The following is a 24914-nucleotide window of genomic DNA, read 5'->3' as shown; positions in this document are numbered from 1 at the left end:
CCCCGGGTTTGTCGGCATTGGAACTAACGAGTTAGTGCGGTAACCGAGTATTCGGGTCAGTGCTACTTCCGACAGTGGCTACTGCGTCTGCCGCACACTTCCGGATCCCAACCAACCATGCCGACTGCTGCTTTCGCACCATTGCTGTTGCTGTGTCTTGGCCCAGCGCTTGCGCTGACTGGCGTGCCGTCCCATGCGCAAGGCGCCGCCGAAGCGGCGGCTGCACGTCAGGCCGAAATCCTGCAACGACAAAATCAGCAACGCGTCCAGCGCGACATCGACGCAGCAAGGTTGCCGGAACCTGGCCCCGGCGGTGCCGATACCAGCACGATGGCACCCGCCGCCGGCACCAGCGTCCCACGCGCAGAGGTTACCTGCCGCGACATCCGGCGCATCGTCATCAGCGGCGCCAGCCGGTTGAGTGCGTCCTCGCAGCAGCAGATCGTGCAAGGCTATGCGGGACGTTGTCTGGGCGTGGCTGACATCGAGCAGATGCTGGCCGCGATCACCAGGCAATACCTGGAGCAGGGCCTGGTAACGACCCGTGCTTATTTGCCCAGCCAGGACTTGTCGGGCGGCGTACTGGAAATCGAGGTTGTCGAAGGCGTGGTGGAAAACATTCTGCTGGATGAGGGCGCGCGCGGGAGCATCAATCCTGCGAATGTCTTTCCCGCGCCCGGCACGCTGTTCAACTTGCGCGATTTCGAACAGGGCATCGACCAGCTCAACCGTCTGGAATCGAACCGGGCGCAGCTCGACATCCTGCCAGGCAGCGGGCCAGGCGCCAGCGACGTGCTCATCCGGAATGCGCCGTCGACCCGCTATCACGCGGTGCTGGGCGCGGACAACCAGGGCTCCGACAGCACCGGCAGAAACCAGGTGAGCGTATCGCTTTCGGCGGACCGGCTGCTTAATCTGAATGAACTGCTGCTGCTGACCCATCGTCGTTCCCAGCCCGGCGATGCCGAGCGCCGCGCCAGCGAAAGCAGCAGCCTGAACCTGATCGTGCCGTTTGGCTATGCCACGCTCAGCCTGTCGGCCCTGCGCTCTCACTTCGTCTCCACCGTGGAGGCGCCTTCCGGGGCCGCGTTGCAATTCCGCGGGCGGAGCCAGGCCGAGAACATCCGGCTGGAACAGGTGCTGCACCGCGATCGGGCCAGTCGCTGGGCCGTCGCCGCCATGCTCACCGCCAAGGAATCCAGCAATTACCTGGCGGGTCAATATCTGCGCCTGAGCAGCCGCTCGCTCAGCGTGCTGGATATCGACACCACTGGCAGCAGCCTGATGCTGGGCGGCGTTGCCACCGCCAGCCTGGGCTATGCGCGCGGCCTGAAACTGGGCGGCGCGCTGCGCGACGCCGACGGGCTGCCTGACATTGCGCCCCATGCGCAATTCGGCAAGTTCAAGCTGGGACTGGGCTACCTGCTTCCGTTTTCCGTCGCCAATACCGACATGCAGTTTTCCACGCAGTTCAATGCGCAGAGGGCGCAGCAGGTGCTGTACGGCTCGGAGCAGGTGCTGATCGGCGGGTTCTACAGCATTCGCGGCTTTCGCAACAACACCCTGTCCGGAGACCATGGCTGGACCAGCCGCAACGAAGTGTCCTTGCAGCCTTCACTTGCGCTGGGCAGCGAGGCCGTGCCGGTGCGTTTCTATCTCGGCGTGGACATCGGCGGCGTGAGCAACCGCGCCCCCGACGTGCCTGGCGGCCGGCTGGCCGGCATCGCGGTCGGCCTGTCGGCGACCTGGGCAGGCATCTCGGTCGACCTGTTCAATGCCCGCCGGCTGTCGCAGCCGGATTTCCTGCCGCGTGAAGCCAGCCAGACCTGGCTCAGGCTGGCTTTGACGCTCTGATCTCCTGATGGGCAAACCTCATGAACCACGCTTACTGTCTTGTATGGAGTGCGTCGCACGGTGGCTATGTGGTAGCGCCGGAAACGGCGCGGCGCAGGGGGCGCGCCGTTCTGGCCGCCTGCTGCCTGGCGACTGCAGGCCTGGCGCATGCGCAAGTGCCCGCTACTACCGTCGTTCCGGCTTCGGCGCCGGGCAGCGCCACCAGGGCCACTGTGTCGGCCAACGGCGTCCCGGTGGTCAACATCAATACCGCCAATGGTGCAGGCCTCTCATACAACCAGTATCAACGCTATGACGTCGACAGCCGTGGCCTGGTGCTCAATAACAGCATGGTCAGGCGCCAGTCGGCTCTGGCCGGGCAGGTGGATGGCAATACGGCGCTGGGCGCCGAGGCCAGGCTGATTCTCAACGAGGTCGTGGGGCCGCAGCGCAGCGTGCTGGCTGGCTTTACCGAAGTGCTCGGCGGGCGCGCCGATGTGATCGTCGCCAATCCGTACGGCATCACCTGCAGCGGCTGCGGCTTCATCAATGCCGAGCGCGTGACGCTCAGTACAGGTACGCCGGTATTCGGCGCCAACGGCAGCCTGAACGCATTGCGCGTGAGGACAGGCGATGTGCTGGTGCAGGGCCAGGGCCTCAATGCCAGCGATCAGCAGCTGCTGGATATCGTTACCCGTTCATTGAAGCTCGATGGTCCGGTCAATGCCAGGGACCTGCATGTAACCACCGGCCTCGTTCAGTGGGATTATGCCGGCCGCCGTGTCAGTGGCAGCACGACCGGCATGGGAACGGCGCCCGCCTATGCGATCGACAGCAGCAGGCTGGGCGGCATCTATGCTGACCGTATCAGGCTGGTCGCGACCGAAGCCGGCGTCGGCGTACGCATGCGAGGCGAAGCCGCCGCCAGGGCAGACGACTTCACGCTCGATGCCGCCGGCCGCATCCAGTTGCAGGGCAGGTTGTCGGCAGCGCGAAACATGGCGCTGGCGCAGACCGGCGATGCGGCCGGCATCGAGATATCCGATCCCGGTACCCCCGACGACACTGGCCAGGCAAGCAGAGCGTCGGTCACCGCCGGCGCTGGGCTGCATGCCAGCACGCCAGGCGAACTCATGCTGTCGGGCGCAGAGCTCAAGGCCGGCACCGACCTGGTGCTGCGCGCGCGCGACCTGACGGACCGGTCCGACAGCCAGGCCAGCCGCGCCGCCGACGGCCAGCTCGATGCCGTCTTCCTTGGCGCTGCAAGCATTCAGGGCGCAAGCTGGGGCGCCGGTTCCCGCGTCAAGCTGGCTGCCGGCACATTCACCAGTGATGGTGCGCTGTTATATAGCGGTGCCAATGCCAATGCCGCGGAACGCGACCTGCGCATTGCCACCGGCACCGACATGGCGCTCAATGCGACCCGCCTGGTCAGCGCTACCGATGTGCAGCTGGCCGCCGGCGGAAATCTTGCCGTAGGCGCAGGCACCGATATCGAAGCCCGCCGCGACATGATGCTTTCGGCCCAGGGCGCACTACGCAATGCCGGCGAACTGCTGGCGTCACGAACGTTCAGTGTGCGCGCCGCCACGCCCGACGCCACGCTCGCCGTGGAGAACAGCGGCAAGATGCAAGGCAACGCGCTTGTCATCGGCGCCGCCGGCGAGCAGCTGACGTTGACCAATAGCGGCAGCCTGATCGGCGCATCGGTTGATATTGCCGGCAACAGCCTGGACAATGCAGGCCGCATTCAGTCCAGCGAGAACCTTGCCGCCTCTGTCAGCGGCGGCATGCTCAACCGCTCCGGCGCCAGCTTGTCCAATACCGCAGCCGGCAGTCAAGTCATGCTCTCTGGCGCAACGCTGGACAACCAGGGTGCCGTGCAATCGGCCGGCACACTGGATGTCATTGCAAGCGGCGCCCTGGTCAATCGCGGCACGATGCTGACGCTGCGCACCATTGATGGCGGTGCGGATGGCGCCATGCTGCTGCGCGCCGGCAGCCTGGACAGCAGCGGCTGGATCGCCGCGTCCGGCGCAAGCCGGGTCCTGGTCGACGGCGCCATTGACAATGGCGGACGCATCCAGGGTGATACCTTGTTCCTGGGCGCGGCGGCCCTGCGCAATCGCACTGCCAGCAGCATCCTGCGTGGTGCCAACGGTGTGCTGATGCTTGGCAGCGCCGGATTCGCATTCGACAATCGTGGTCTGCTGGCTTCGGGCAAGGATCTGGTCCTGTCTGCGCCGGCCGAATCGAGGCTGCAGAATCAGGACGAAGGCATGATCGTCAGCGATGGGCAAATGAGCCTGAATGGTGGCACGCTGCGCAACAGCGGCATCATGCAGTCGGGTACCGCCATGACGCTTGGCCTTGCAGGGAAAGCTGGGAACGAAGCCAGCGGCAAGATTCATGCACGGGGCGGACTGCTCAAACTGTCTGCCGCCCAGCTGGACAACAGTGGCCAGATACAGGCGGATGGCGGTTTGGATGCCGTTGTCAGCGGCCAGTTGTATAACAGCGGGGTCGTGCTCAACCAGGACAGCGCACAGTCGCTGACATTAAATGCCACTTCCATCGAGAATGCCGGCACGCTGCAAAGCACAGGCGCAGCCTTGCTGAATGTGGACAATACCCTGGTCAATCGCGGCCTGATCCAGGCCGAGGCCGATATTGATTTTTTGTCGCATAGCTACCTGGTCAACGAGAAGGCCGGGCGTATCCTGGGCAAGGGCCTTGTGCGTATCGTCGGACCCGACATGCTGCTCGCCGTGACCAACCTCGGGAGCATTCGAGCCGACGGGCTGCTCGTGCTGGGCGCCGATGGCGCCATGCTGAATTTGTTGCACAACACGCCAGGCGCCATGCTTCAGGCAGGGAGCCTGGCAATCAATGCAAAAGAACTGACCAACAGTGCGCGCATCCAGTCGGATGGCGCAGCCGAGCTTCGTGCCGGTAGCCTCGACAACGACAACAGTACCGCCACCATCCTTGCCGGCCTGGACGGTAGCGCCAGCAGCATGATGATCGACGCTGGCTTGCAAAACCGGGGCGCCATACACAGCGGTGGCCGCATGCGAATCCAGGCGGGCAGCGTGATGAACGGTGACACTGGCGGCATTTCTTCCCTCACCAACCTGTCCTTGCATATGAACGCCTATGGGCTGGACAACAGCGGCGCACTGTATGCAGCCAGCCTGCTGACCCTGTCGGCACCCGGCCAGGCCATTGTCAACCGTAGCACGGGCACGATGGATGGCAGGGATATCGTAATCAGGGCGGGCACGTTTGATAACTACAACGCCGTCAGTGCCGCCCGCGATATCGATATTGCCGTTACCAATGCATTTCGCAATCTGCCCACGGGCGGCATGCCTGCGATCGTCGATAGGGTGACAGGTGTCACTACCAGCACCGTGTCGAGATTTGTAGAGGACGTCGACATCGGTGCGCGTTATATCACTACCGTCTACGAGGAACAGGAAAGCATTGCGCAGTCATTGAGCAGCCCACTGCCCGAGGTGCGTGGCCGCATCATTGCGGGCAAAACCTTGTCGATCGATTATGGCGCGCAAGGAGAAAACCAGGCATCCCTTCTCTCTGCACCTACCGTCAGCATTGGCAGCAGCCAGCCCGGCAGTAAAGGTTTCGTCAATGCCGACCTGCATCTCGATGTCTATGAACGCAAGCGGCGCTACATGGAGGTCGAACTGGATCGCCTGTTCTTTAAGCCAACGGTGACTTACTGGTATCCGGAAAGTGAAGCCAAGTTCTCCTGCGATTCGCGACTGTGTTTCACCGGTTCGGCAGCCAGCGCGGAGGAGGCCAAAGCGGCCAGTTATGTGGCCGAGGTCGGCCGCAGGACGATAAAGACCTACGATGCCGGCATTTATGCCGGGACGCTTATTGTCAAGGATGCCAGCCTGCTGAACCTGGGGTCGCCCTTTTCGCCGACGGTGCAGGCGCGATCGGCCAGCAAGCAGCCAGTGCCGGACGAAAAAGCATGGCAGGCTGGCGATCCGGCCATATCGATCGCTGCCGGCGGCAATCCCGGGGCACAGGTAGGCATGCTGCGATTTGACGTTGCCAATCTGGACCTGCCCACCAATCCCAATGGCTATTTCGTTCTTTCCAAGGATCCACAGGCCCGCTATCTGGTGGAAACCAACCCCTTGTTCGTATCGCCGCCTGTTGCCACGGTAAATCCCCAACCGCAGCCGCAGTCCAAACCCCAGGCACCGGCCGTGGTTGGCTCGGATTACCTGGTCCAGTTGCTGCAGCTGGATCCGGACAAGGTGCAAAGGCGGCTCGGTGACGCAGCGTACGAAAACCAGATCGTGAGGCAGCAACTGATCGAGCAGGTTGGTCGCAATCTGCTGCAGGCCGGTGTCAGCGAGGCTACGCAAATGCAGGCGCTGATGGAAAGCAGCGTCGATCAGTTCGAAGCGCTGGGCCTGGTGTTTGGCCGCGCCTTGTCCGACGAGCAGGCGGCGGCGGTGGAAAGCGACATGGTGTGGTTGGTGGAAGTGGAAATCAAGGGCAGGAAGGTGCTGGCGCCCGTCGTTTATCTGTCCCAAGCCACCAGGAAGGGATATGCCAGCGGGCCTGTGATTGCAGCCGGCAGCATCGACGCCGATGTGGCGTCGCTGACCAACCATGGCGGTACTATCAGGGCCGATGGCAAGCTCACGGTCAGGAGCGCCGGCGATGTGCGCAATCGGAGCGGCAGCATCATGGCCGGCGACGCGGCGATCGCGGCCGGGGGGGACTTCATCAATGAAACGGTGGCAGTTATCAAGGGCGGCGGGGATCTGTTCGCCCATACCGATATGGGCAGGACTGCCACCGTGGAAAGCGGCGCCGACCTGTTGATCTCTGCCGAAAACGTCAACTTCAAGGGCGCAAGCGCAGCAGCAAAAAAAGATCTGGCCATCGGGGCGAGACAGGCAGTGCAGATCGATACGCAAGAAGAGCATCAGGCGCGCTCGGGCGTGGGCAGCGTCAAGGGCCTTGCTTCCGCCTTGAGCGCAGGTGGAAATCTGGACGCATCCGCCGGCACGAATATGCTGATCGCCGGTTCCAGTCTTGACAGCGGCAAGGACATGGTCCTGGATGCCGCAGGAAATCTCGACATCATCGCCCGTACCGACACGGAGTCGAGCAGGAAGCAATCCAGCAAGACCGGCCTTGGCGTGGGCGGCGGCTTGTATGGCATCGAGACCACGACTGAGAAGGAGACCGAGCAGCAGAATCGACAATCCGACCTGGCTGCAGGCGGAAAGGGCAGTCTGCTGGCAGGCAAGGAGCTGTTGGTGAGCGGCTCCGACATCTCGGCGAAGGACAAGCTGCTGCTCACCGGCGACCAGGTCGCGCTGCAGTCCAGGCAGACCGCTGTCACCAGCGAGAAGGTAACCGAATCCACCAGCTTTCTGGCCACGGCAACGTCCAGCAAAGTGGAGAAAGCGGCAAGCGCTTCAGCCCAGGCCAGCGCATCCGACAAGCTGCAGAAGCAGGCTTACAAGGAGGTGGATGGCGTGTCGACGGTGGATGACAGCAAGGGCGACACCAGGTCCAATCGCGCCATCGCCGTGGCGGAAACCTCGGTGAGCACCAGCCGTGCGGTCGACAAGAAGGGCAAGGTCGACGAAACCAGCAAGCGCAGCGGCACGGCCGCCAGTCAGTCGTTGGTCGGCACGCAAACGAGGGAAAAGCCCCTCACGGCAGACAACGAGCCAGCCACGCAGGTGACCACAAAAGCCGCAGCGGCAAAAGCCGAGGCAAAGGCGGAGGCCAGCGCTATGGGCAAAGGCGAATTGAACCTCATGCGCAGCCAGGTCAATACCGAACGTACGGAAGGGACCAAATTGGCCCGTTCCAGTCTGTCGGGCAAGGAAGTGGAGATCAATGCTGCAAACGCGCTGGACATTCAAAGTGCTGCCGTGCGGGCCGAGCGTGACATCCGCATGTCCGGCAGGAGCGTGCGCATCAGGTCGGCTGCGGAAACCAGCACCAGCAGCAAGACGTCGAAGGTGGCCGATGTCGGCTTGCTGGCGGCGTCGAAAAATACAGCCAGCGCCAGTGCCTCGGCCAATGCCAATGCCGAGGCGAAGGCCACCACGGTGGGAAGCGACCGGGGCAGGGGCTTGGATGCAAAGGCCACGCTGGACGCCAAGGCAGAGGCCGCAGTCAAGGCCAAGAGCGACAATATCGTCGATCTGGTTCGCACGGAACAGGAAACCAGCAGCAGCGCCGACAGGAAAAGCTTGGAAACCAGCATCACTGCCGGCGGAAATCTGCAGATCACTGCAGCCGACAGGCTCAGCACAGAGGGTGGCACGCTATCCGGCCGCGAAGGCGTGGACCTGAAAGCGCGTGAGATGGTATTTGGTGCCGCCTCCGATTCACGGGATGCTGGCAGCACTGAAAGCAAGACCAGTTTCGGCATGGCGCTGAAGGCCGAAGCCTCAGCCGATGCATCAGCCAAGGCCAGCGTGAAGGCCGAGAGCAGCATGAGCGCCGCTACAAGGCCAGACAATGGAATGGGGGCTTACGGATTGACCGACCGCGATGCCGCGCGCGCCAACGTCAGCGCTTCGGCCACGGCTTCTGCCAGTGCCAATGCCGATGCCGGTGCGGAGGGCGGCTTGCAGTTCAAGCATGGCACTGCCGGCAAGAGCACCGGGTCCACGCAGGCCAAAGTCACCCGGATCGTTTCCGCGGATGGCAACGTCAGCCGCATTGCTTCCGGCAAGATCACTGACGTCGGCACATCCATCGAGGCGCGCGGCGACGTCGTGCAGCAATCCGACGCATTTGAAAGCAAGGCGGGCAGCAATACCACCAGCCGCCATGACGAGAGCAGCGCGCATTCAGGACGGCTGGTCTCCTACGCAAAGGCGGGTGCCGGCGCGTCGGCCGATGCCAATGCCAACGCCACGGCCGGCCTGGGCTACCTGGGCGGCAATGCAGTCGAAAAGGAACAGGACGGCAAAACCGACACCCGCGCCGGCGCCAGCGTGGGGGCGCAGATCGAGTACAGCCACAAGTCTGCACAAAAGGATGCCGGCAGTACGACGGCTGTCGTGTCAAGCATCAAGGCCGGGGGCAATATCGCCATATCCACGTCCGATGCAATACGGATGGAGGGCACGCAATTGAAAAGCGGCGGCAAGATGGACTTGAGCGGTCGTCGCATCGATATCCTGGCGGCGGGCAACAGCGCTTCCAGCAGCAGCGCTGACACCAGCGCCAGCGGCACGCTTTCCGCTGGCACGGGCGTGGGCAGCAACTCTCCCCTGGAAGGTGGCCTGAAAGGAAAAATGGAAAACAAGACGGACAATGCCACCCGGTCGAGCGCCCGGGCCGCCGGTTTTGATGCTGGCGGCGATCTGGCGATACGCAGTCAGAGCGACCTGCTAATGGAAGGCACAAAACTGACGGCCGGCGGCAACGCCGATATCAGCGCTGCAGGCAACATTGATTACCGCGCTGCACGTGACAAGAGCCAGGCAGACACTGGCAAGGCATCCGGCGATCTGAGTTTGAAGGCTAAAAGGGATAGCAAGGACAAAAACAAGGCCAGCCTCGCTATCAGCGCCGAGTACGAACGGTCAAGCGACAGGGATAACAAGAGTCTCGTCGGCGCTATCCGCGCCGGGGGCGATCTGGCAATCAGCGCAGGGCAGGCAGTTACCGTGGAGGGGGCGGCATTGAATGCAAAGGGCAATACGTCAATTGACGCAGGCAGCACATTGACCTTGCAGGCCGCCCGCGATGATGTGTCTTCCAGTTCGCAGAAACTTAAGGGTGGCATCAATGCAGCCCGTGGCAACGGTAAGGACAAAGACGGCAATGCAACGAGTACAAAAGTGGATGCCGTCAATGCTTCCGGCACCGTGGAAAAACAGGAATCCAGCCAGGCCACCGCGGTTGCCATCACCTCGGGCGGCAACGTGAGCACGCGCAGCCGGGGCGACACGCTGTTCGAAGGCACGGCCATTGATGCCAGTGGCGGCATCACCGTTGCCGCGGGAGGCAATGTGACGATGGAGGCTGCGCGCAGTACGGATGAGGCCCTGAAGGTCACCGGTTCATTGACTGGGAAGAAAGCCGAACTGCCGGACAGCAGCAATAACGTCGACAATCGTCGCGCCGAAACGGGAATGCGTTCAGACAAAAACGAGAATTTTCAGGGCAGCGTCCTGAAGTCCGACGGCGCCGTGGTGGTGGAAGCCGGCGGCAAGGCAGTGCTGGTCAATACCGAGATCAAATCGCAAGACCAGGTGATCAGAGCGCGGAGCGTGGAACAACGCAGGAAGAAGAACAAGCAGAATGTTGTCAATACTGGCATCAGTGGTGTTAAAAAAAGCACTGGCGTAAAGCCGGGTACGGTAGAGGCTGAAAAGAACAAGGAAGCGGTGGTGGGCAGATAGAAGCTGGCTGCGCTGTATACGCAGCACGCAAAAGGGTAGGCCGTTTCCAGCATCACAAAAACACCACGGCGCCTGGTACTCACCACGGCAAAGCGTGCGACATCCCAAAAAGTTGAGTGACCTGAAAGCTGCGGTGTCGTCCGGAACCGCGGCTTTGCGCGTGGTTACGAATCAGCAAATCTACTGAAAAATAGCCGCCTAATGCGTGCTGTCGCGTCCGTGCCGCCCCTTCCTCTTCCATCCAGAAAGATTCCCATGCCACATCGACCCGCCAGCCAGTGGCCAATAGTAGCCTGCGTGGAAGAAGCGCCGGCGGCTGCAACGCGCGAGAAAACAGTCCAGTTTGGTAATGCCACCTGCTCCCGGGGGACCTCCTTGAGCTTGTCGGCACTACCGAACTGCCCTTGTCTTCCGCACGTTTCGCTCTGCCGCTTTCTGCCGCGCAGGCTCCTGGCGCCTATCATGATTTCCTGCATCGCTGCGGTTGCCCATGCCCAGACGGCGCCGGGCGCCGCCGCGGCACGCCAGGCCGATATCCTGCAGCGTCAGAACCAGGAGCGGATACAGCGCGACATCGAGTCGGCCCTGCCTGCCGAGCGCGCGCCGGCGGGCGCCGAAATCGCTGTTCCGGCAACGCCGGTCGGTGCCGTTTTCGACGGCAAGGCCTGCCACGCCATTGATCAAGTGGCGATTCTCAATGCGCCCAACCTGCCGGCATCCATACAGGATGGCATCGCGGCGGCGTACAACGGTCGTTGCCTCGGCGCGCAGCAGATGGAACAGATTCTCGCCGAGATCACGAAAAGCTATATCGATCGCGGCTATGTCACGACCCGCGCCTACCTTCCGACGCAGAATCTGGCGTCCGGCACGCTGCAGGTGCTGGTGATCGAGGGGCGGGTGGAGCGCGTCGTGCTGGACGATGGCGCGCTGCAAAGCATTCATGCGCCAGGCGTATTCCCGCCAGCAGGCGCACTGCTGAACCTGCGCGATTTCGAGCAGGGCATCGACCAGGTCAACCGGCTCGCGTCCAACGATGCGCGCCTTGAACTGCGGCCAGGCAGCAGGCCGGGCGATACCGAGGTGCTGATACGCAACACGCCCTCGCGCCCTTACCATGCATGGTTGTCCGCCGACAATCACGGTCCTGGCAGCACCGGCCGCAAGCAGCTCGCCTTTGCCTTCACCGCCGACCGGCTGCTGGGCTTGAATGAACTGCTTCTGATAACCCACCGCCGCTCGCAGCCCAACGATGAATCGCGCAAGGCCAGCGCGGCCGACAGCCTGTCCATGGTGATCCCGTTCGGCTATGCCACCGCCAGCTTCTCGACCAGCCGGTCCCATTATGTTTCCAGCGTTACCACGCCCGGTGGCGCGAGCCTGCGCTTTCATGGCACCGGACGCAGCGACAGCATGCGCATCGAGCGGGTGCTCTACCGCGACCGCGACAGTCGCTGGACGCTTGCCGGTTCGCTGACATCGAAGGACACGAACAACTACCTCGCCGATGAGTTTCTTGCGGTGAGCAGCCGGAAGTTGACAGTGCTGGACATCGATGCGGGCGTCAGTGCCGCAGTCCGCGGAGGCGTGCTGACCGCCAGCCTGGGTTATGCGCGCGGCATCAGGCTGGGCGGCGCCTTGCGCGATCCGTCAAATCTGCCCGATGCAGCGCCCCATGCGCAGTTCGGCAAGATCAGGCTTGGACTGTCTTATTTGAAGCAATTCCAGATGCATGGCCTCAACGCGCAGTTCTCGACGCAGTTATCGGCGCAACGCGCCCAGCATGTGTTGTACGGCTCCGAGCAGATCCTGATAGGCGGCATCTACAGCGTGCGCGGCTTCAGGGACGGCACGCTCGCGGGCGACCACGGCTGGATCAGCCGCAATGAGTTGTCCGTCTATCCGACGCTGTCGCTCGGCACGATGACGCTGCCTCTGCGGCTGTATGCGGCCATCGATGCGGGCGGCGTGAGGGACCGTCATTCAGGACTGCCGCAAGGTCGGCTGGCAGGCGCCGCGCTGGGCGTCTCCTTCAGCTGGAAGGGCACGACGATCGATTTGTTTCATGCCCGCCCGCTGTCGCAGCCAGACAGCTTGAGGCGCGAATCATCCCAGACCTGGCTCCAAATCAGCCATGCGATCTGACACCAAACCGATGCAAGGAATGCTTCCATGAACCAGGCTTATCGACTCGTATGGAGCGCCGCGCGCGGCGCCTATGTCATCGCTCCCGAAACCGCGCGCGGCCGCGGCAAGTCCGGCGGCACCTTGATGGTCGGCGCGCTGGTGGCGCTATTTGGACTGGCCTTGCATGGCACTGCGCAAGCCCAGCAGCCGCCCGCCGCACCCAACGTGGTACCGACATCCGCAGCCACCCAAGCCTATGTATCGCCCAACGGCGTCACCGTGGTCAACATCGGCACTGCCAACGCCGCCGGCGTGTCGCATAACAAGTTTCACCGCTATGACGTCGATGCGCGCGGGCTGGTCCTGAACAACAACGGCAATCCCAATGTCGCCGCGATGGAGTCGCAGCTGGCGGGCCAGGTCTATACCAACACCCGCCTGGGCAGGGAAGCCGGCGTGATACTCAACGAGGTGGTGTCGCCCAACCGCAGCGTCCTGGCCGGCTTCACCGAAGTGCTGGGAAAGAAAGCCGATGTCATCGTTGCCAATCCATATGGCATTACCTGCACCGGCTGCGGCTTCATCAACACCGATCGCGCTACCCTGACTACCGGCACGCCGGTATGGAAAGCCGATGGCCGTGTCGCCGGCTTCAATGTGGCCGGCGGCGATGTGCTGATCAATGGCGGCGGGCTCAATGCAAGCGGCCAGGCGCTGCTCGATATCGTGACCCGGACAGTGAAGGTCGATGGCCAGGTCAATGGCAATGACATCGTTCTGGCCACCGGCGCCCATGCCTGGAAATATGAAACCCGCGAAGTCACTGGCCGCATTGCTCCTTCCGGCGGGAAGCCGGAATACGCGATTGACACCACCGCGCTCGGCGGCATGTATGCCAATCGCATACACATGATCGCGACCGACGCCGGCGTTGGCGTGCGCATGCTGGGCGAAGCGGCCGCCAGGACTGACGATTTCCGGGTTGACGCATCGGGACAGCTGGTGCTGCGCGGCGCCTTGTCAGCCGGTCGCGACCTGGTGATGCGGGCCGCACAACTGGAGGCCGGGTCGGACCAGCCGGCCATCCGGTTTGCAAAGCGCAATATCGACATCGGTGCCAGCGGCAGCGCCGCATTCGATGGCGGCGCCTGGCTTGCGGGCGGCACGCTTGATGTCCAGGCCGGCACGCTCAGCGCCGTTGGTGGAACGCAGTTTTACAGCGGCACCGATGCAAGCGCAGCCAGCCGCGCCATGCGCTTCGGTACCGGCGGCGCCATGACATTTGCCAATGCCAGGCTGGCCAGTGAAGGCGGCATGGACCTCGCCGCGGGCGGCGAACTGCAATTCGGGCAGGACGCCAACGTGCAGGCTGCCGGCGATATCGCCCTGCGTGCGCAAGGCAGGCTGGGCAACAATGGCACGCTGATCGCCGCACGCGGCATGACGGCCACAGTCGGCCAGGCACCAGGCGGCGGCACGCCGCTGCTGGTCAATAGCGGCTTGCTGCAGGCCTCCGCCGGCGCCCTTGCCCTCGGCGCGCCGGGAAGCGCTCTCGTCATCGACAACCGTGCCCGCCTGCTGGGCGGCGGCATCAGTCTGTACGGCGACCGGCTGGTCAATCGCGGCTGGATACAGTCCGACAGCGACATGCTGAGCGTGCAGGCTGGCGCGATCGACAATGAGCGGGACGGCGTGCTGCTGGGCGCAGGCAAGGGAGACGCTCTGCGTCTGTCTGGCGCCACGCTGAACAATGACGGTGTGGTGCAGTCCGCCGGCAGGATCGACATCGCCACGCAGACCCTGGCCAGAAACGCCGGCAAGCTCATTGCCACGGACAGCGCCCATGGCGGCGCCAATGGCGATATCACGATCAATGCGCACCGTATCGACAACGGCGGCGTCATCGATGCCGCAGGCGCCGGTCGCTTCGATGCCGGTTACAGCATGGCCAATGCCGGCGAAGTCCGGGCCGGCGGCATCTCGCTCTCTGCATTTGAACTTGATAACCGGGGCACCCTGTATTCGCGCACCGACCTTGCCGCAGGGCCGCGCAGACAGCTGGATATCAGGAACCACGCCGGCGGCCAGATCGTCGCCAATGGCAAGCTGGCCATCGATGGCAGCACCTTGCAGAACAGCGGCCTGATGCAGGCCGGCGACGACCTGCAGATCAACCTGCTTGGGGGCATGGTCAACAATGTCGATGGCCGGATGCTTGCCGATCGCGGCAGCCTCATGCTGCGCGCCTATTTCCTCGACAATCCTGGCGTGATGCAGGCGGCGCGCAACCTCGATGCGCTTGTTGCCGACAATCTGGACAACAAGGGACGTCTGCAGACGATGGATGACAGCGGCACGCTCCGACTGGAAGGTCGCTCTGTCAGCAACCAGGGCACGGTGGAGGCTGCCAACAGGGCGTTGATCCGATCCACCGGCGCCGGGCCGGATGCGATCATTGCCAACAGCAACCTGGTTCAGGCCCAGGGTGATCTGGACCTGGATTCCGCAGTGGCGATCTACAACAGCAGCGCCAACAGCCGCATCCTGGGTAACCGCGCCGTGTCGATTGACAGCAGGAACGGCAGGACCAATGTCATCAATCACGGCCGCATACAAGCGGCTGGCATGCTTGCGATAGGCGATGGCCAGCAGGCTGGCAGGATCGACAATGCCATCAGTGGCACCTTGCTGGGGCAAGACATGGCCATCGCGGCTGACCGCCTGGAAAACGCCGGCGCCATGTCCGCCGGCAGGGCAACGGTCAGGGTGGCAAGCCTGCTCAACAAGCATGCGGGCTCAAGCATCGTGATGGGCGATGGCGGCGCCTTTTTCGTCGCCGGTCTGCTGGAAAACCGTGGGGCGATGCATGGCAATGGCGAAGTGATGGTGCGCGCCGGCGATATCCGGAACGGCCAGACTGGTGGCATCTCGGCATCCGGGCCGCTGTGGCTGGGCGCGACCAATAACGGCATTGCCAATGCCGGCGCGCTTTACAGCGGCAGCTTGCTTACGCTGGGCGCCCGTCAGTCGATCGACAACAGCGGCACCATGGACGCGACCGATATCGCTGCCACCGCGGCCAGCATCGTCAATACCCGCAGCATCGTGGCGGCGAATAACATCACGATCCGGGCATCGCAAGAGTTTCGCAATCTCCCGGCGGGAGGCATGCCCAACCTTGTTTACACGAATACAAGTTCGATGGAGCAGTCGCCGCCGACGAACGGCGGGTCTCTGCTGGACCCGACCCTGATCAGCATCAGCAAGTACACCGACACCATCACCAGCAGCCTGCCTGACGGCACGACCGTCCTGCCAGGCCGGATTGTCGCGGGCAAGGAACTCAGGCTGAACTACGGCGGGCGTGCCGAAAACAAGGCATCGGTATTGTCGGCGGATAGTCGGGTCATTGTTGCCGAACCTGGCGCTCAGGCTTTTGACAACAGCAACCTGCAGATGAGCAGGGTGGATGCCGTGAGAACCATCAAGACGGTCGGTCATACAAATACTGGCAAGGCTGAATATTATTACCCCGCGAGCACGTACGAAATCGCCGCTGGTCCGAGTGCCTATATCGGATACGCCACGGACTTCAATGTCGCCTTGGAGAATAGCCTCAGAACCATCTCCGAAAGACCCCAGGGCCCGTCCTACGATGCTTCCATCCGCGCCACAACCCTGGTCTTCGAGGGCGGCAAACTCGTCAATTCGGGCAATCCCCTGCCAGCCCAGCCGCAACCGGTATCCGTGGGCGGCGCGGCCGCCGAGGATGTGATCCGCGGGGCAGGCCAGGCAGCGGTGGTGCTGCCTGGCGGTAACCAGGGCGCCGCGAAGCCGGCACCCTTTGCCGGGCTGGACCTGAGCCTGCCAGCCAATCCCAATGGCTATTTCGTCATCAGCCGCGACCCTGGCACACGCTATCTGGTGGAAACCAATCCGCGCTTCCTGCTGACTGGCGGTGTTGACAGCCGCACCGGGCAGGGCGGCAATACCACTGACGGCATCATTGGCGGTTCCGATTACCTGGCCATGGAGCTTGGCTTTGACCCCGAGCGCATGCAAAAGCGCCTGGGTGACGCCGCCTACGAGCAGCGGCTGATTCAGCAGCAGCTCATTGCGCAGACCGGCCGGCATCTGCTGGCGGGAAAACGCAACGAGGCAGCGCAGATGCAAGGCCTGTTCGAAAGCGCGGCAGGCCAGGCCAGCAAGCTGGGCCTGCGCTTTGGCGTTGCGCTTGGCGAGGAGCAGATCAATGCGCTTGACCGCGACATCGTATGGATGGTGGAGCAGGAGGTGCGCGGCGAGAAGGTGCTGGCCCCGGTCGTCTATCTGTCGCGCGCCAGCAGGGAAGGCGTGGAACGCGGTACCGTGATTGCGGCCGATGACGTCACGATGCAGGTCGCGTCCCTGGACAACCGTGGCGGCGTGATCGCCGGGCGTGACAAGCTGACGGTGCGCGCCACGGACGATGTGCGCAACACCAGTGGAACCATCAAGGGCGGCAGCCTGGATCTGCAGTCGGCCGCCGGCGACATCGTCAACGCTACCCTGGCCGAGGGCAGCGGCGATCGATACCAGACCCGCACCGTGATCGGCAAGACCGCCCGTATCGAGAGCACCGGCGACATGCGCCTCGATGCCGGCAGGAATATCGCGGTCAAGGGGGCGCAGGTGCAGGCGGGTGGCAATGCCAGCCTGCGCGCCGGTGGCAGCCTGGAGGTGGATGCGGTGGCAGACCGGCGCGCCGATGCCACTTCGGCCAGCATGGGCATGGTCACCGGGCTGGACCGCCAGGGCTGGTCCAGCAGCATCGCCACCACAATGCATCAGGGCGCCAGCATCAAGACAGGCGGCGCGCTGGACGCCTCGTCCGCCGGCGACATGCGCATTGCCGGCTCGAAAGTGCATGCCGGTGGCGACTTGCTGCTCAGGGCGGGCGGCGATCTGACCGTCGCCGGACGCGATGACACCATGACGATCAGGAATTCGGTCACGACCTCGGCAGCCGGCATCGGCGGCGGGCTAAGCGGAACGCAGACCGTCATCGTGGAAAAAGACCGTAGCCGCAATCTGGCCTCGACGGTCAGCTCGGACGGCAAGGCGGTGGTGGTCGCAGACAAGGACGTGCTCATCCAGGGTTCCTCTGTTGCGGCCAGGGACAAGCTCATCGTTGCTGGCGATGCGGTCACGGTGGCGGCGGCACGGGATAGCGATCGCAGCAGCACCACGGTCAGCACCGTCAGCCTCCTCAAGGCCGATGCCTCCGGCAAGGCCAGCGCGTCGGCCAGCGCTGACGGCCGGGCCAGCGTCATCGATCAACAGCGGGTGGAAGCGCTGAAGATGGTCGATGGCGAACTCGTGCAGGACGCACGCGGCGGCGCTGGCAGCAAAAATGAAAACAGCTTGTCTGGCAAGCGCTCGTTCGCCACCAGCAGCACGATGGATGAAAAGGGAAAGTCCGAAATTAAAAGCGAGAGCGTAAGGAAGGACGAGACAATCGCCTTGAAGGAAAGGAGTAACGAAGGCGAGCGGCCCGTCTCGGTCAAGCCAGGCAGGGGCACAGGCGCCGCCGCCGGCAGCGGCAAGACAGGCGCCGCCATCGCCAGCGGCGAAGCCAGCAGCAGATCGACTGCAGAGGCCGGTGCATCCGGCAATGCCTCCGCTGCGGCAAGCGCTTCCGGAAAGGCGGGCGTCAAGCTCGTTGAAAATATTGTCGAGAAGGAGGAGCAATCCTCCGAACGCCTGGCCCGCTCAACCCTCTCCGGCAGCGATGTCAGCCTGCTTGCCAAACAGGATGCGATGCTGGAAGCGGCCACGGTGCGTGCGGCACGGGATCTGACGCTGCAGGGCAGGAATGTGCGTATTGGAAGCGGACAGGACAAAACGGTTGCCAGCACGACCAGGCAGGTGACAGCCGCCGGGGTGCTGGTCAATTCCGCCAATACCGCCAGCGCAGAAGCCAGTGGCTCGGCGAAGGCGGATGCCAAGGTCAGCCATCTGGCCAGGCCGCAGGGCCATGACGGCGACGCCAACGCGAGCGCCAGCGTGGAAGCGAGTGTCAAGGTGGCGGCGAAAAGCGATAACAAGGTGGACCTGTTCCGCAGTAATGAAACCACCGAGGCTGTGACGACGATCAGGCAGGCCGGCAGCGACATCGAAGCGGGCGGACGGCTGGCCGTAACGGCCGGAAAAGACATGCTGGTGGAAGGCTCTGCCCTGAAGGGCAAGGCGGCTGTCAATCTGGATGCGGCGCGCATGGACTTTGCCGCCGCAGACGATTCCGTCACGCGCTCGACATCGTCCACCGGTATCGGCGCGGGCCTGGCGCTGCTGGCGGACGGCAATGCGCAGGCCAGCGGCAAGGCCAGTGTGAGCGTGGAGGCCGGCGGCAAACTGGCCGACCGCGGCCTGCTCGACCGGGATTCGGCGCAGGCCAGCGTTGCCGGCGCCGCGGCCGCGTCCGCTTCGGCATCCGCCGATGCGCGTGGCGAGGCGGGCCTGCAGGCGCAGTACCGGCATGCCACCGAGGAGACCAGGAGCACGACTGCCAAGGTATCGCGCATTGTATCTGGAGGCGGCGATGTGACGCGCACAGCCACCGGCGAGATCCGCGACGTCGGCACCGTAATCGACGCAGCCGGTGATTTCAGCCAGCGGGCCAGTGCAATCAACAGCCTCGCCGCGCGCAACACGACGAGTGAAAAGACCGTCAGCGACGATCACCAGGGTCGGCTGACTGCCTATGCCAAGGCCGGCGCAGGGGTTGCTGCCACCGCGTCTGCGAAAGGTGAAGCAGGAGTTGGCTATCTTGGCGGCAATACGCTCGATGGGGAATCGGCGTCCGATACCGTCAAGGGCACGCGGGCCGGCGCCAGCATTGGCGGGCAGCTGCAATATGAATTTGCCGGCACGGACAAGCAATCCGCCAGCAGCACGGCCGTGGCCGGTTCCATCAAGGCTGGTGGCAAGGTGTTGAGCGACAGCGCCGAAACCACTGTGTTCGAAGGAACGCAGATCAGTGCCGCCCGGGGTGTCGATCTTGCCGCACAGCGCATGGAATTGAAGGCGGCAGCCGACACGAAGACGAGCACCGACAAAACAACCTCGGCCAGCGGCAAGCTTGCCGCCGGCGCCGGCGCAGGCACCAGCAGCGCGGTCGAGGGTGAGCTGGCGGGCAAGCTGGAAAGGAAAGAAGACATCAGCGACAGCGCCAAGGCCAGGGTGGTCAGCATCAACGCTGGCGAGGCACTCAGCGTGCGCGCCGGCGGCGATCTCATCCTGGAAGGGAGCAGCCTGAAAGCGGGCGGTGACGCTGAACTGAAAGCCGGCGGCAAGCTCACCTATGGCGTCGCGGCGGACACCACGTCGTCGACCGTTGCCAGGACAGTGGGAGAGATTGCGCTGGCGACTGGCAACAATGAACACGACAGCAAGGCAAGCGTGAAGCTCAAGGGTGGTGACGATCGAACAACCAGCATTGAAAGCAAGGCGGTTGTGGGCAAGCTCGATGCCGGCGGCAATATCCGCGTCGAGGGCGCACAGGCCGCCACGCTGGAAGGCACCCGGCTTAGCGCCGGCGGCGATGTCGATATCGGCTCGCAGGGCAAGGTCACGGTAGCCGCGGCACGCGATGTGTCCGACACCGTCAAGCGCGTGATCAGCGGCGAAATTGAACTTGGCAACAAGCAGGCGGAAAATCCGGAAAAGAAATCCGGCGAGCAGTCTTACAGTGCGGGCATTACGGCTGCAGGCAGCTATGAAAAAATCCGTACCGAAACAGCGAAAACGGCCTCGATCACCGCGGGTGGTTCGCTTGCAAGCCGCAGCGGTGGTGACAGCGCATTCGAGGGAGCCGCACTGGCAGCCGGCGGCAAGGTGGAGATGAAGGCAGGCGGCAATCTGGCGATCGATGCCGCGCGGGACCGTTACACCTCGACGGCAATCGACGGCAGCCTGAAGGTGGGCGGCGACAAGGGCAGCCAGACTGCGCCGGACAAGAAGACCAGTGCGCCCGTCACCAACCGGAGCCAGGCAGGAAAAGCCAGCCTGGAGGCGGCTGCCAACCACGTGGACAAGTCCACGAGCCGTGCCGGCAGCATTGCCGCCGGCACGGCTGGCGTGGCGCTCAACGCAGGCGGCAATGCCAGCCTGGAGGGCACTGCTGTCAAGTCCGGCGGCGACCTGGCCGTGGCGGCCGGCGGCGATCTGACCATAGGCACCGCCCGCAGCACAACCAGGTCCGCCGGCGCGTCGCTCGGGCTGGGTGGCAGCAGCAAGAGCAACACGGTCAGGACAGACAAGAACGCGAGTGCGCAATCCCTTGATCTGGCGGCGCATTCAGGAAACAAGGAAACCCACGGCGCCGCCAGGCTTGACGCCAGGGGCGCCGTGGCGCTGAGTGCGGGTGGCAAGGCGAGCCTTGTCAACACGGAAGTCAAAGCCGATGCCAGCACCGGCATCAGGGCGGCCTCGGTGGAAAAGCGCACTGTCAGCAACACCAACGCCACCATCAATATCGGTGCATCGGTGTCCAGAGATAAAAGCGGCGCCACAAAGAAGAAGACCGCCCCCAAGACTGCGCAACCGTTTAAAAATGCCGCGCCCGCAAAGACCGGGCAACCATCCGCGATCAGGATAGGTGAGCGGCCAGCCAGTCCCGCCAGGGTGGCCACCGCGAATGCGGCAGCCGGGCCCGCAGACGCTGCCAGCAAGGCGGATGCGACAGTTACCCGGCCACGTTCGGACGCCCAGGCCGCACCGCGGCAACAGGCCGGTGCTTCAGGCAAGTAAGCCGAAGCCGTATTGAACGGCGCCTGGCTTGGGCCAGGCTACAGCTTGGGGATGCGCAGGGTCTTGCTGATCATCAGCGTGCCGGACAGCACGAACAGCAATGCCAGCGGATGGAATTGCCAGGGGCCGATCGTCTTCTCGCCCCAGTACAGCGCCTCGCCGATGCGGCCCTGCCAGGCGGCAAAGGCCAGCACCGCCGAGAGCAGCACGCTGGTCGGAATCGGCGTGCCTTCGAAGTAGGCAACCTTGTCGGCGCCCTCGGCCAGGCTTTCCGCGGTGACGTTATAACGCGCCAGCCGGCTCACGCCGCAGCAGACGAAATAGGCCAGCGCCACGGCATCCCAACCGCCGCGCATGCCGGCAGCGAAGGCCAGTGCCGCTGGCGCGACGCCGAAGGAAATCACGTCGGCCAGCGAGTCGAGCTCGCGTCCCAGCGGTGAATGCTGGCGCCGCCAGCGGGCGATGCGGCCATCCAGCACGTCGAAGATCAGCGCCGCCGGCGCCATGGCCGCGGCGGCATAGAAGTGGTCCAGGGACTGGCTGCCCATGTAGAGCATGGACAGCAGCACCGCCGCCACGCCGCAGGCGGCATTGCCCAACGTGAAGAAATCCGCCAGGTGAAAGCCGCGCAGCATGGAAAAGTGCTTGGGTGGAGTGCCGGGTGTACGCATGGATGCAGGCCTGTTCAAAAGGAGTAACTGCCAGGAAAAACTGCCGGGAAACCGTCACCCGAGTGTATCAGCGCAGCCACATGGCCAATGACGACGCCATCAAGCCGCGCCGCGATACCCTCAGTTGACCGTCGGATGCACTTCCGGCGTTGCCGAGAACAGGTCCCAGCAGGCAATGAACAGCGCCGCAATCGCCGGCCCGATCACAAAGCCGTTCAGGCCGAACAGCGCCATGCCTCCCAGGGTGGAGATCAGCACCACATAGTCCGGCATCTGGGTATCCTTGCCGACCAGGATAGGGCGCAGCACATTGTCCACCAGGCCGATTACGAGGACGCCGAAGGCAATCAGCGTCACGCCCTGCCAGATCGCGCCTGTCACCAGGAAATAGATTGCCACCGGCAGCCAGACCACGGCCGCGCCGATGGCGGGCAGCAGCGACAGGAAGGCCATCAGCACCGCCCACAGCAGCGCGCCCTGGATGCCGAGGAACCAGAAGATCAGCCCGCCAAGCGCTCCCTGTGCCGCCGCCACCGCCACATTGCCCTTCACGGTGGCGCGGATGACGGTGGTGAATTTCTTGAACAGATGGCGCTTGTGGCTGGCGCTCAGCGGAATGGCGTCGCGGATGCGGGCGGCCAGGGTGGCGCCGTCGCGCAGCAGGAAGAACAGCAGGTACAGCATGATGAAGAAGCTCACCATGAAGTCGAAGGTATTCTGGGTGATGCTGATGGCCTGGGTGGCGACATACTGGCTGCCTTGCATCGCGCCGGAGGATAGCCGCTGCTGGATGGAATTGATGTCGAGCAGGTCCAGCCGTTCCAGCAGCCGGGTCAGCCACTGCGGCAGGGCGGCCACTATCTGCTGGAAATAGGCGCCGAAATTGATCTGCCCGGAACGGATCTTCTCGAAGATCAGCATGCCTTCCTGCAGCATCGCCATCGTGATCAGGGTCAGCGGCAGGATCACGCCAACCAGGCAGATCGTCAGCGTGGCCAGCGCCGCCCAGTTGGCCCGCTGGTGCATGCGCGCCAGCAGGCGCCGGTAGAACGGCGCGAACAGGATTGCCAGCACCGCTCCCCAGAATACCGCGCCGTAGAACGGCAGCAATATCCAGCCAAAGGCGATGGAGACGATGATTAACAGGATGAGGAAGGTTTTTTGCTGGAGTTCGGGATGGTTCATCGGCTTCTGGAAAGATCTGCAAGGGGAAGGGAGAGCCTCCACCGCGTCGCGTAATGGAGGTTGCAAGCATCAGGTTGCCGCCATGCTAACCCGTACGTCCGGCGCGGCCCCTGGCAGCAGTGCCCCGATTTGTGCGCAAGCAATCGGGTTTGTGTCGTGCCTGCCACGTGACCTGCCTACTGGGTGCAGGGCTGCTCGCAGAGTTGGGCAGGTGTCCTGGCCTGGTATTGCCGGATGAAGTCGTCGAAGCTGCCCGACTGGGTGGCTTCCATCGTCGCCTGCTCGGCCAGCGATGTCTCGGCCATGGCGGCGAATGCCTGCTGCTGCTCCGGCGCCAGCGGCCGCGAGCGGAAATTCTCGGCATGCAGCCGGCTTTGCGCCATGCCGAAGGCGGCAAAGGAGCCGTGGCGGCGGATGGCTTCCAGGGCCTGGGCCGACGGCGTGGTATCGAGGTCGGCCAGCTTGGCGCGCTGGGCCCGCAGCGCGTCGGCATGCTCGGTACCGCCATGCTGCGCATCCAGCAGCGCCGCCACCGCCTCCATCTCGTCGAGCAGTTCCCGGCCCCAGGCTGCCACCGGCGTCGCAACGCCATTGCGTTGCAGCGTCAGGCCCGGACGACGGCCTTCCTTCACCGCCAGCGCGAAGTTCGCGGCATTCTCGACGCCTTCCGCCTGGTTGGTCGGCGGGCTCTGCTGCAGTGTGCAGTACAGCAGGTACACGTCCAGGAAACGCGCCGTCTGCAGGCTGATGCCCACCGGCGAGAACGGGTCCACGTCCATGCAGCGCACCTCGATGTACTGCACGCCGCGCGCACACAGTGCCTCCAGCGGACGTTCGCCGGAAGCGATCACCCGCTTGGGCCGGATGCTGGCGTAGAACTCGTTCTCGATCTGCAGCACGTTGGTATTGATCTGCACCCATTCGCCATCGCGCCGGGTGCCCATCTGCACATAGGGCGCATGCGGCTGGCGCACCGCGCGCGCCAGGCTGCGCATGTACTCGGGCAGGGTGTTGTAGGGCGGCACCAGGCCGGCCTGCACATTGTTCTGGTAGCCCAGGTCGCTCATGCGCAGGCTGGTGGCATAGGGCAGGAACAGGGTGTCGTCGGACAGGCGCTGCAGCTGATGCTCGTGGCCGCGCATGAAACCGGCGTCCAGCGCCGGCGCCGCGCCGAACAGCAGCATCAGCAGCCAGTTGGTCCGGTAGAAGTTGCGCACCAGCGCAATATAGCTTTCGGACTGGTAGTCGCGCAGGCAGCCCGAGGCGCCTTCCTCCTGCTGCAGCAGCGGCCAGAGAGACTCGGCCAAGGAATAGTTGTAATGGATGCCGGCAATGCACTGCATCGCGCGGCCATAGCGCAGCGCCAGGCCGCGCCGGTAGACATGCTTGATCATGCCGATATGGGACGTGCCATACCAGGCGATCGGTATTTCTTCCTCGGCCGGCAGCGGCACCGGCATCGACTGGCTCCAGAGCAGTTCCTGCCCGAGCATGCCGGTGGCGTAACGGTGGATGGCGTCGAGCTGTGTCAGCGCGGTGGCAATGTCGTGCTCGGCCGGCGTGATGAATTCCAGCAAGGCTTCGGAATAGTCGGTGGTGATCTGAGGATGGGTCAGCGCCGATCCCAGCGCCGGCGGATGCGGCGTCGTTGCCAGGCGGCCGTCGGCGGTCACCCGCAGCGTCTCGCGCTCGATGCCGCGCAAGCCCTGCAGCAGCAGGGGACGCGCCTGTTCGCTGGCAAGCAGCGCAAGACGGCGCTTGAGCAGATTGGTCATAAGGCTCCTCTTCCTGTCGTTATTGATTTTCGCTTCCTGTTACAAGCATGGCCACGGATGTGTCAGATGTAAGCAGATGCATCAACCATTGAATGCATTTTTTG

Annotated in this window: 7 protein-coding genes; 4 read left to right on the top strand and 3 right to left on the bottom strand. The window is 63.9% G+C overall.

What is annotated here, in order from left to right:
- Nucleotides 1-117: 117 nt before the first annotated feature.
- The 4 genes from KTQ42_RS13735 (at nt 118) to KTQ42_RS13720 (ending at nt 21179) form a co-directional block, all read left to right on the top strand.
- Nucleotides 118-1854, top strand: coding sequence for a ShlB/FhaC/HecB family hemolysin secretion/activation protein (locus tag KTQ42_RS13735; protein WP_217346009.1), 1737 nt, complete (start codon nt 118-120; stop codon nt 1852-1854).
- A 20-nt stretch (nt 1855-1874) separates the two neighbouring features.
- Entirely contained in the window at nt 1875-10262 is an 8388-nt protein-coding gene (locus KTQ42_RS13730; RefSeq protein ID WP_217346008.1) for a hemagglutinin repeat-containing protein, read from the top strand.
- A gap of 462 nt (nt 10263-10724) precedes the next feature.
- Complete coding sequence (locus tag KTQ42_RS13725; RefSeq protein ID WP_217346007.1) at nt 10725-12407, top strand: ShlB/FhaC/HecB family hemolysin secretion/activation protein; 1683 nt, start codon at nt 10725-10727, stop codon at nt 12405-12407.
- A gap of 27 nt (nt 12408-12434) precedes the next feature.
- On the top strand, nt 12435-21179 hold the full coding sequence (locus tag KTQ42_RS13720; RefSeq protein ID WP_217346006.1) for a hemagglutinin repeat-containing protein: 8745 nt from the start codon (nt 12435-12437) through the stop codon (nt 21177-21179).
- Nucleotides 21180-21217: 38 nt separating this feature from the next.
- Here the strand turns inward: KTQ42_RS13720 and KTQ42_RS13715 are convergent, their stop codons facing one another.
- The 3 genes from KTQ42_RS13715 to gshA form a co-directional block, all read right to left on the bottom strand.
- Nucleotides 21218-21850, bottom strand: coding sequence for a CDP-alcohol phosphatidyltransferase family protein (locus tag KTQ42_RS13715; protein WP_217346005.1), 633 nt, complete (start codon nt 21848-21850; stop codon nt 21218-21220).
- A gap of 120 nt (nt 21851-21970) precedes the next feature.
- Nucleotides 21971-23035 (bottom strand): AI-2E family transporter, encoded by a 1065-nt coding sequence (locus KTQ42_RS13710; RefSeq protein WP_217346004.1) that lies wholly within the window; start codon nt 23033-23035, stop codon nt 21971-21973.
- A gap of 176 nt (nt 23036-23211) precedes the next feature.
- Nucleotides 23212-24810: a glutamate--cysteine ligase gene (gene gshA, locus KTQ42_RS13705; RefSeq protein WP_217346003.1), complete on the bottom strand. Its 1599-nt coding sequence runs from the start codon at nt 24808-24810 to the stop codon at nt 23212-23214.
- Between the last annotated feature and the right edge of the window lie 104 nt (nt 24811-24914).

The organism is Noviherbaspirillum sp. L7-7A, from assembly GCF_019052805.1.
Classification (GTDB): Bacteria; Pseudomonadota; Gammaproteobacteria; order Burkholderiales; family Burkholderiaceae_D; genus Noviherbaspirillum_A.
Note: the sequence above shows the minus strand (reverse complement) of the source record. Positions and strands in the feature narration are given on the sequence as shown.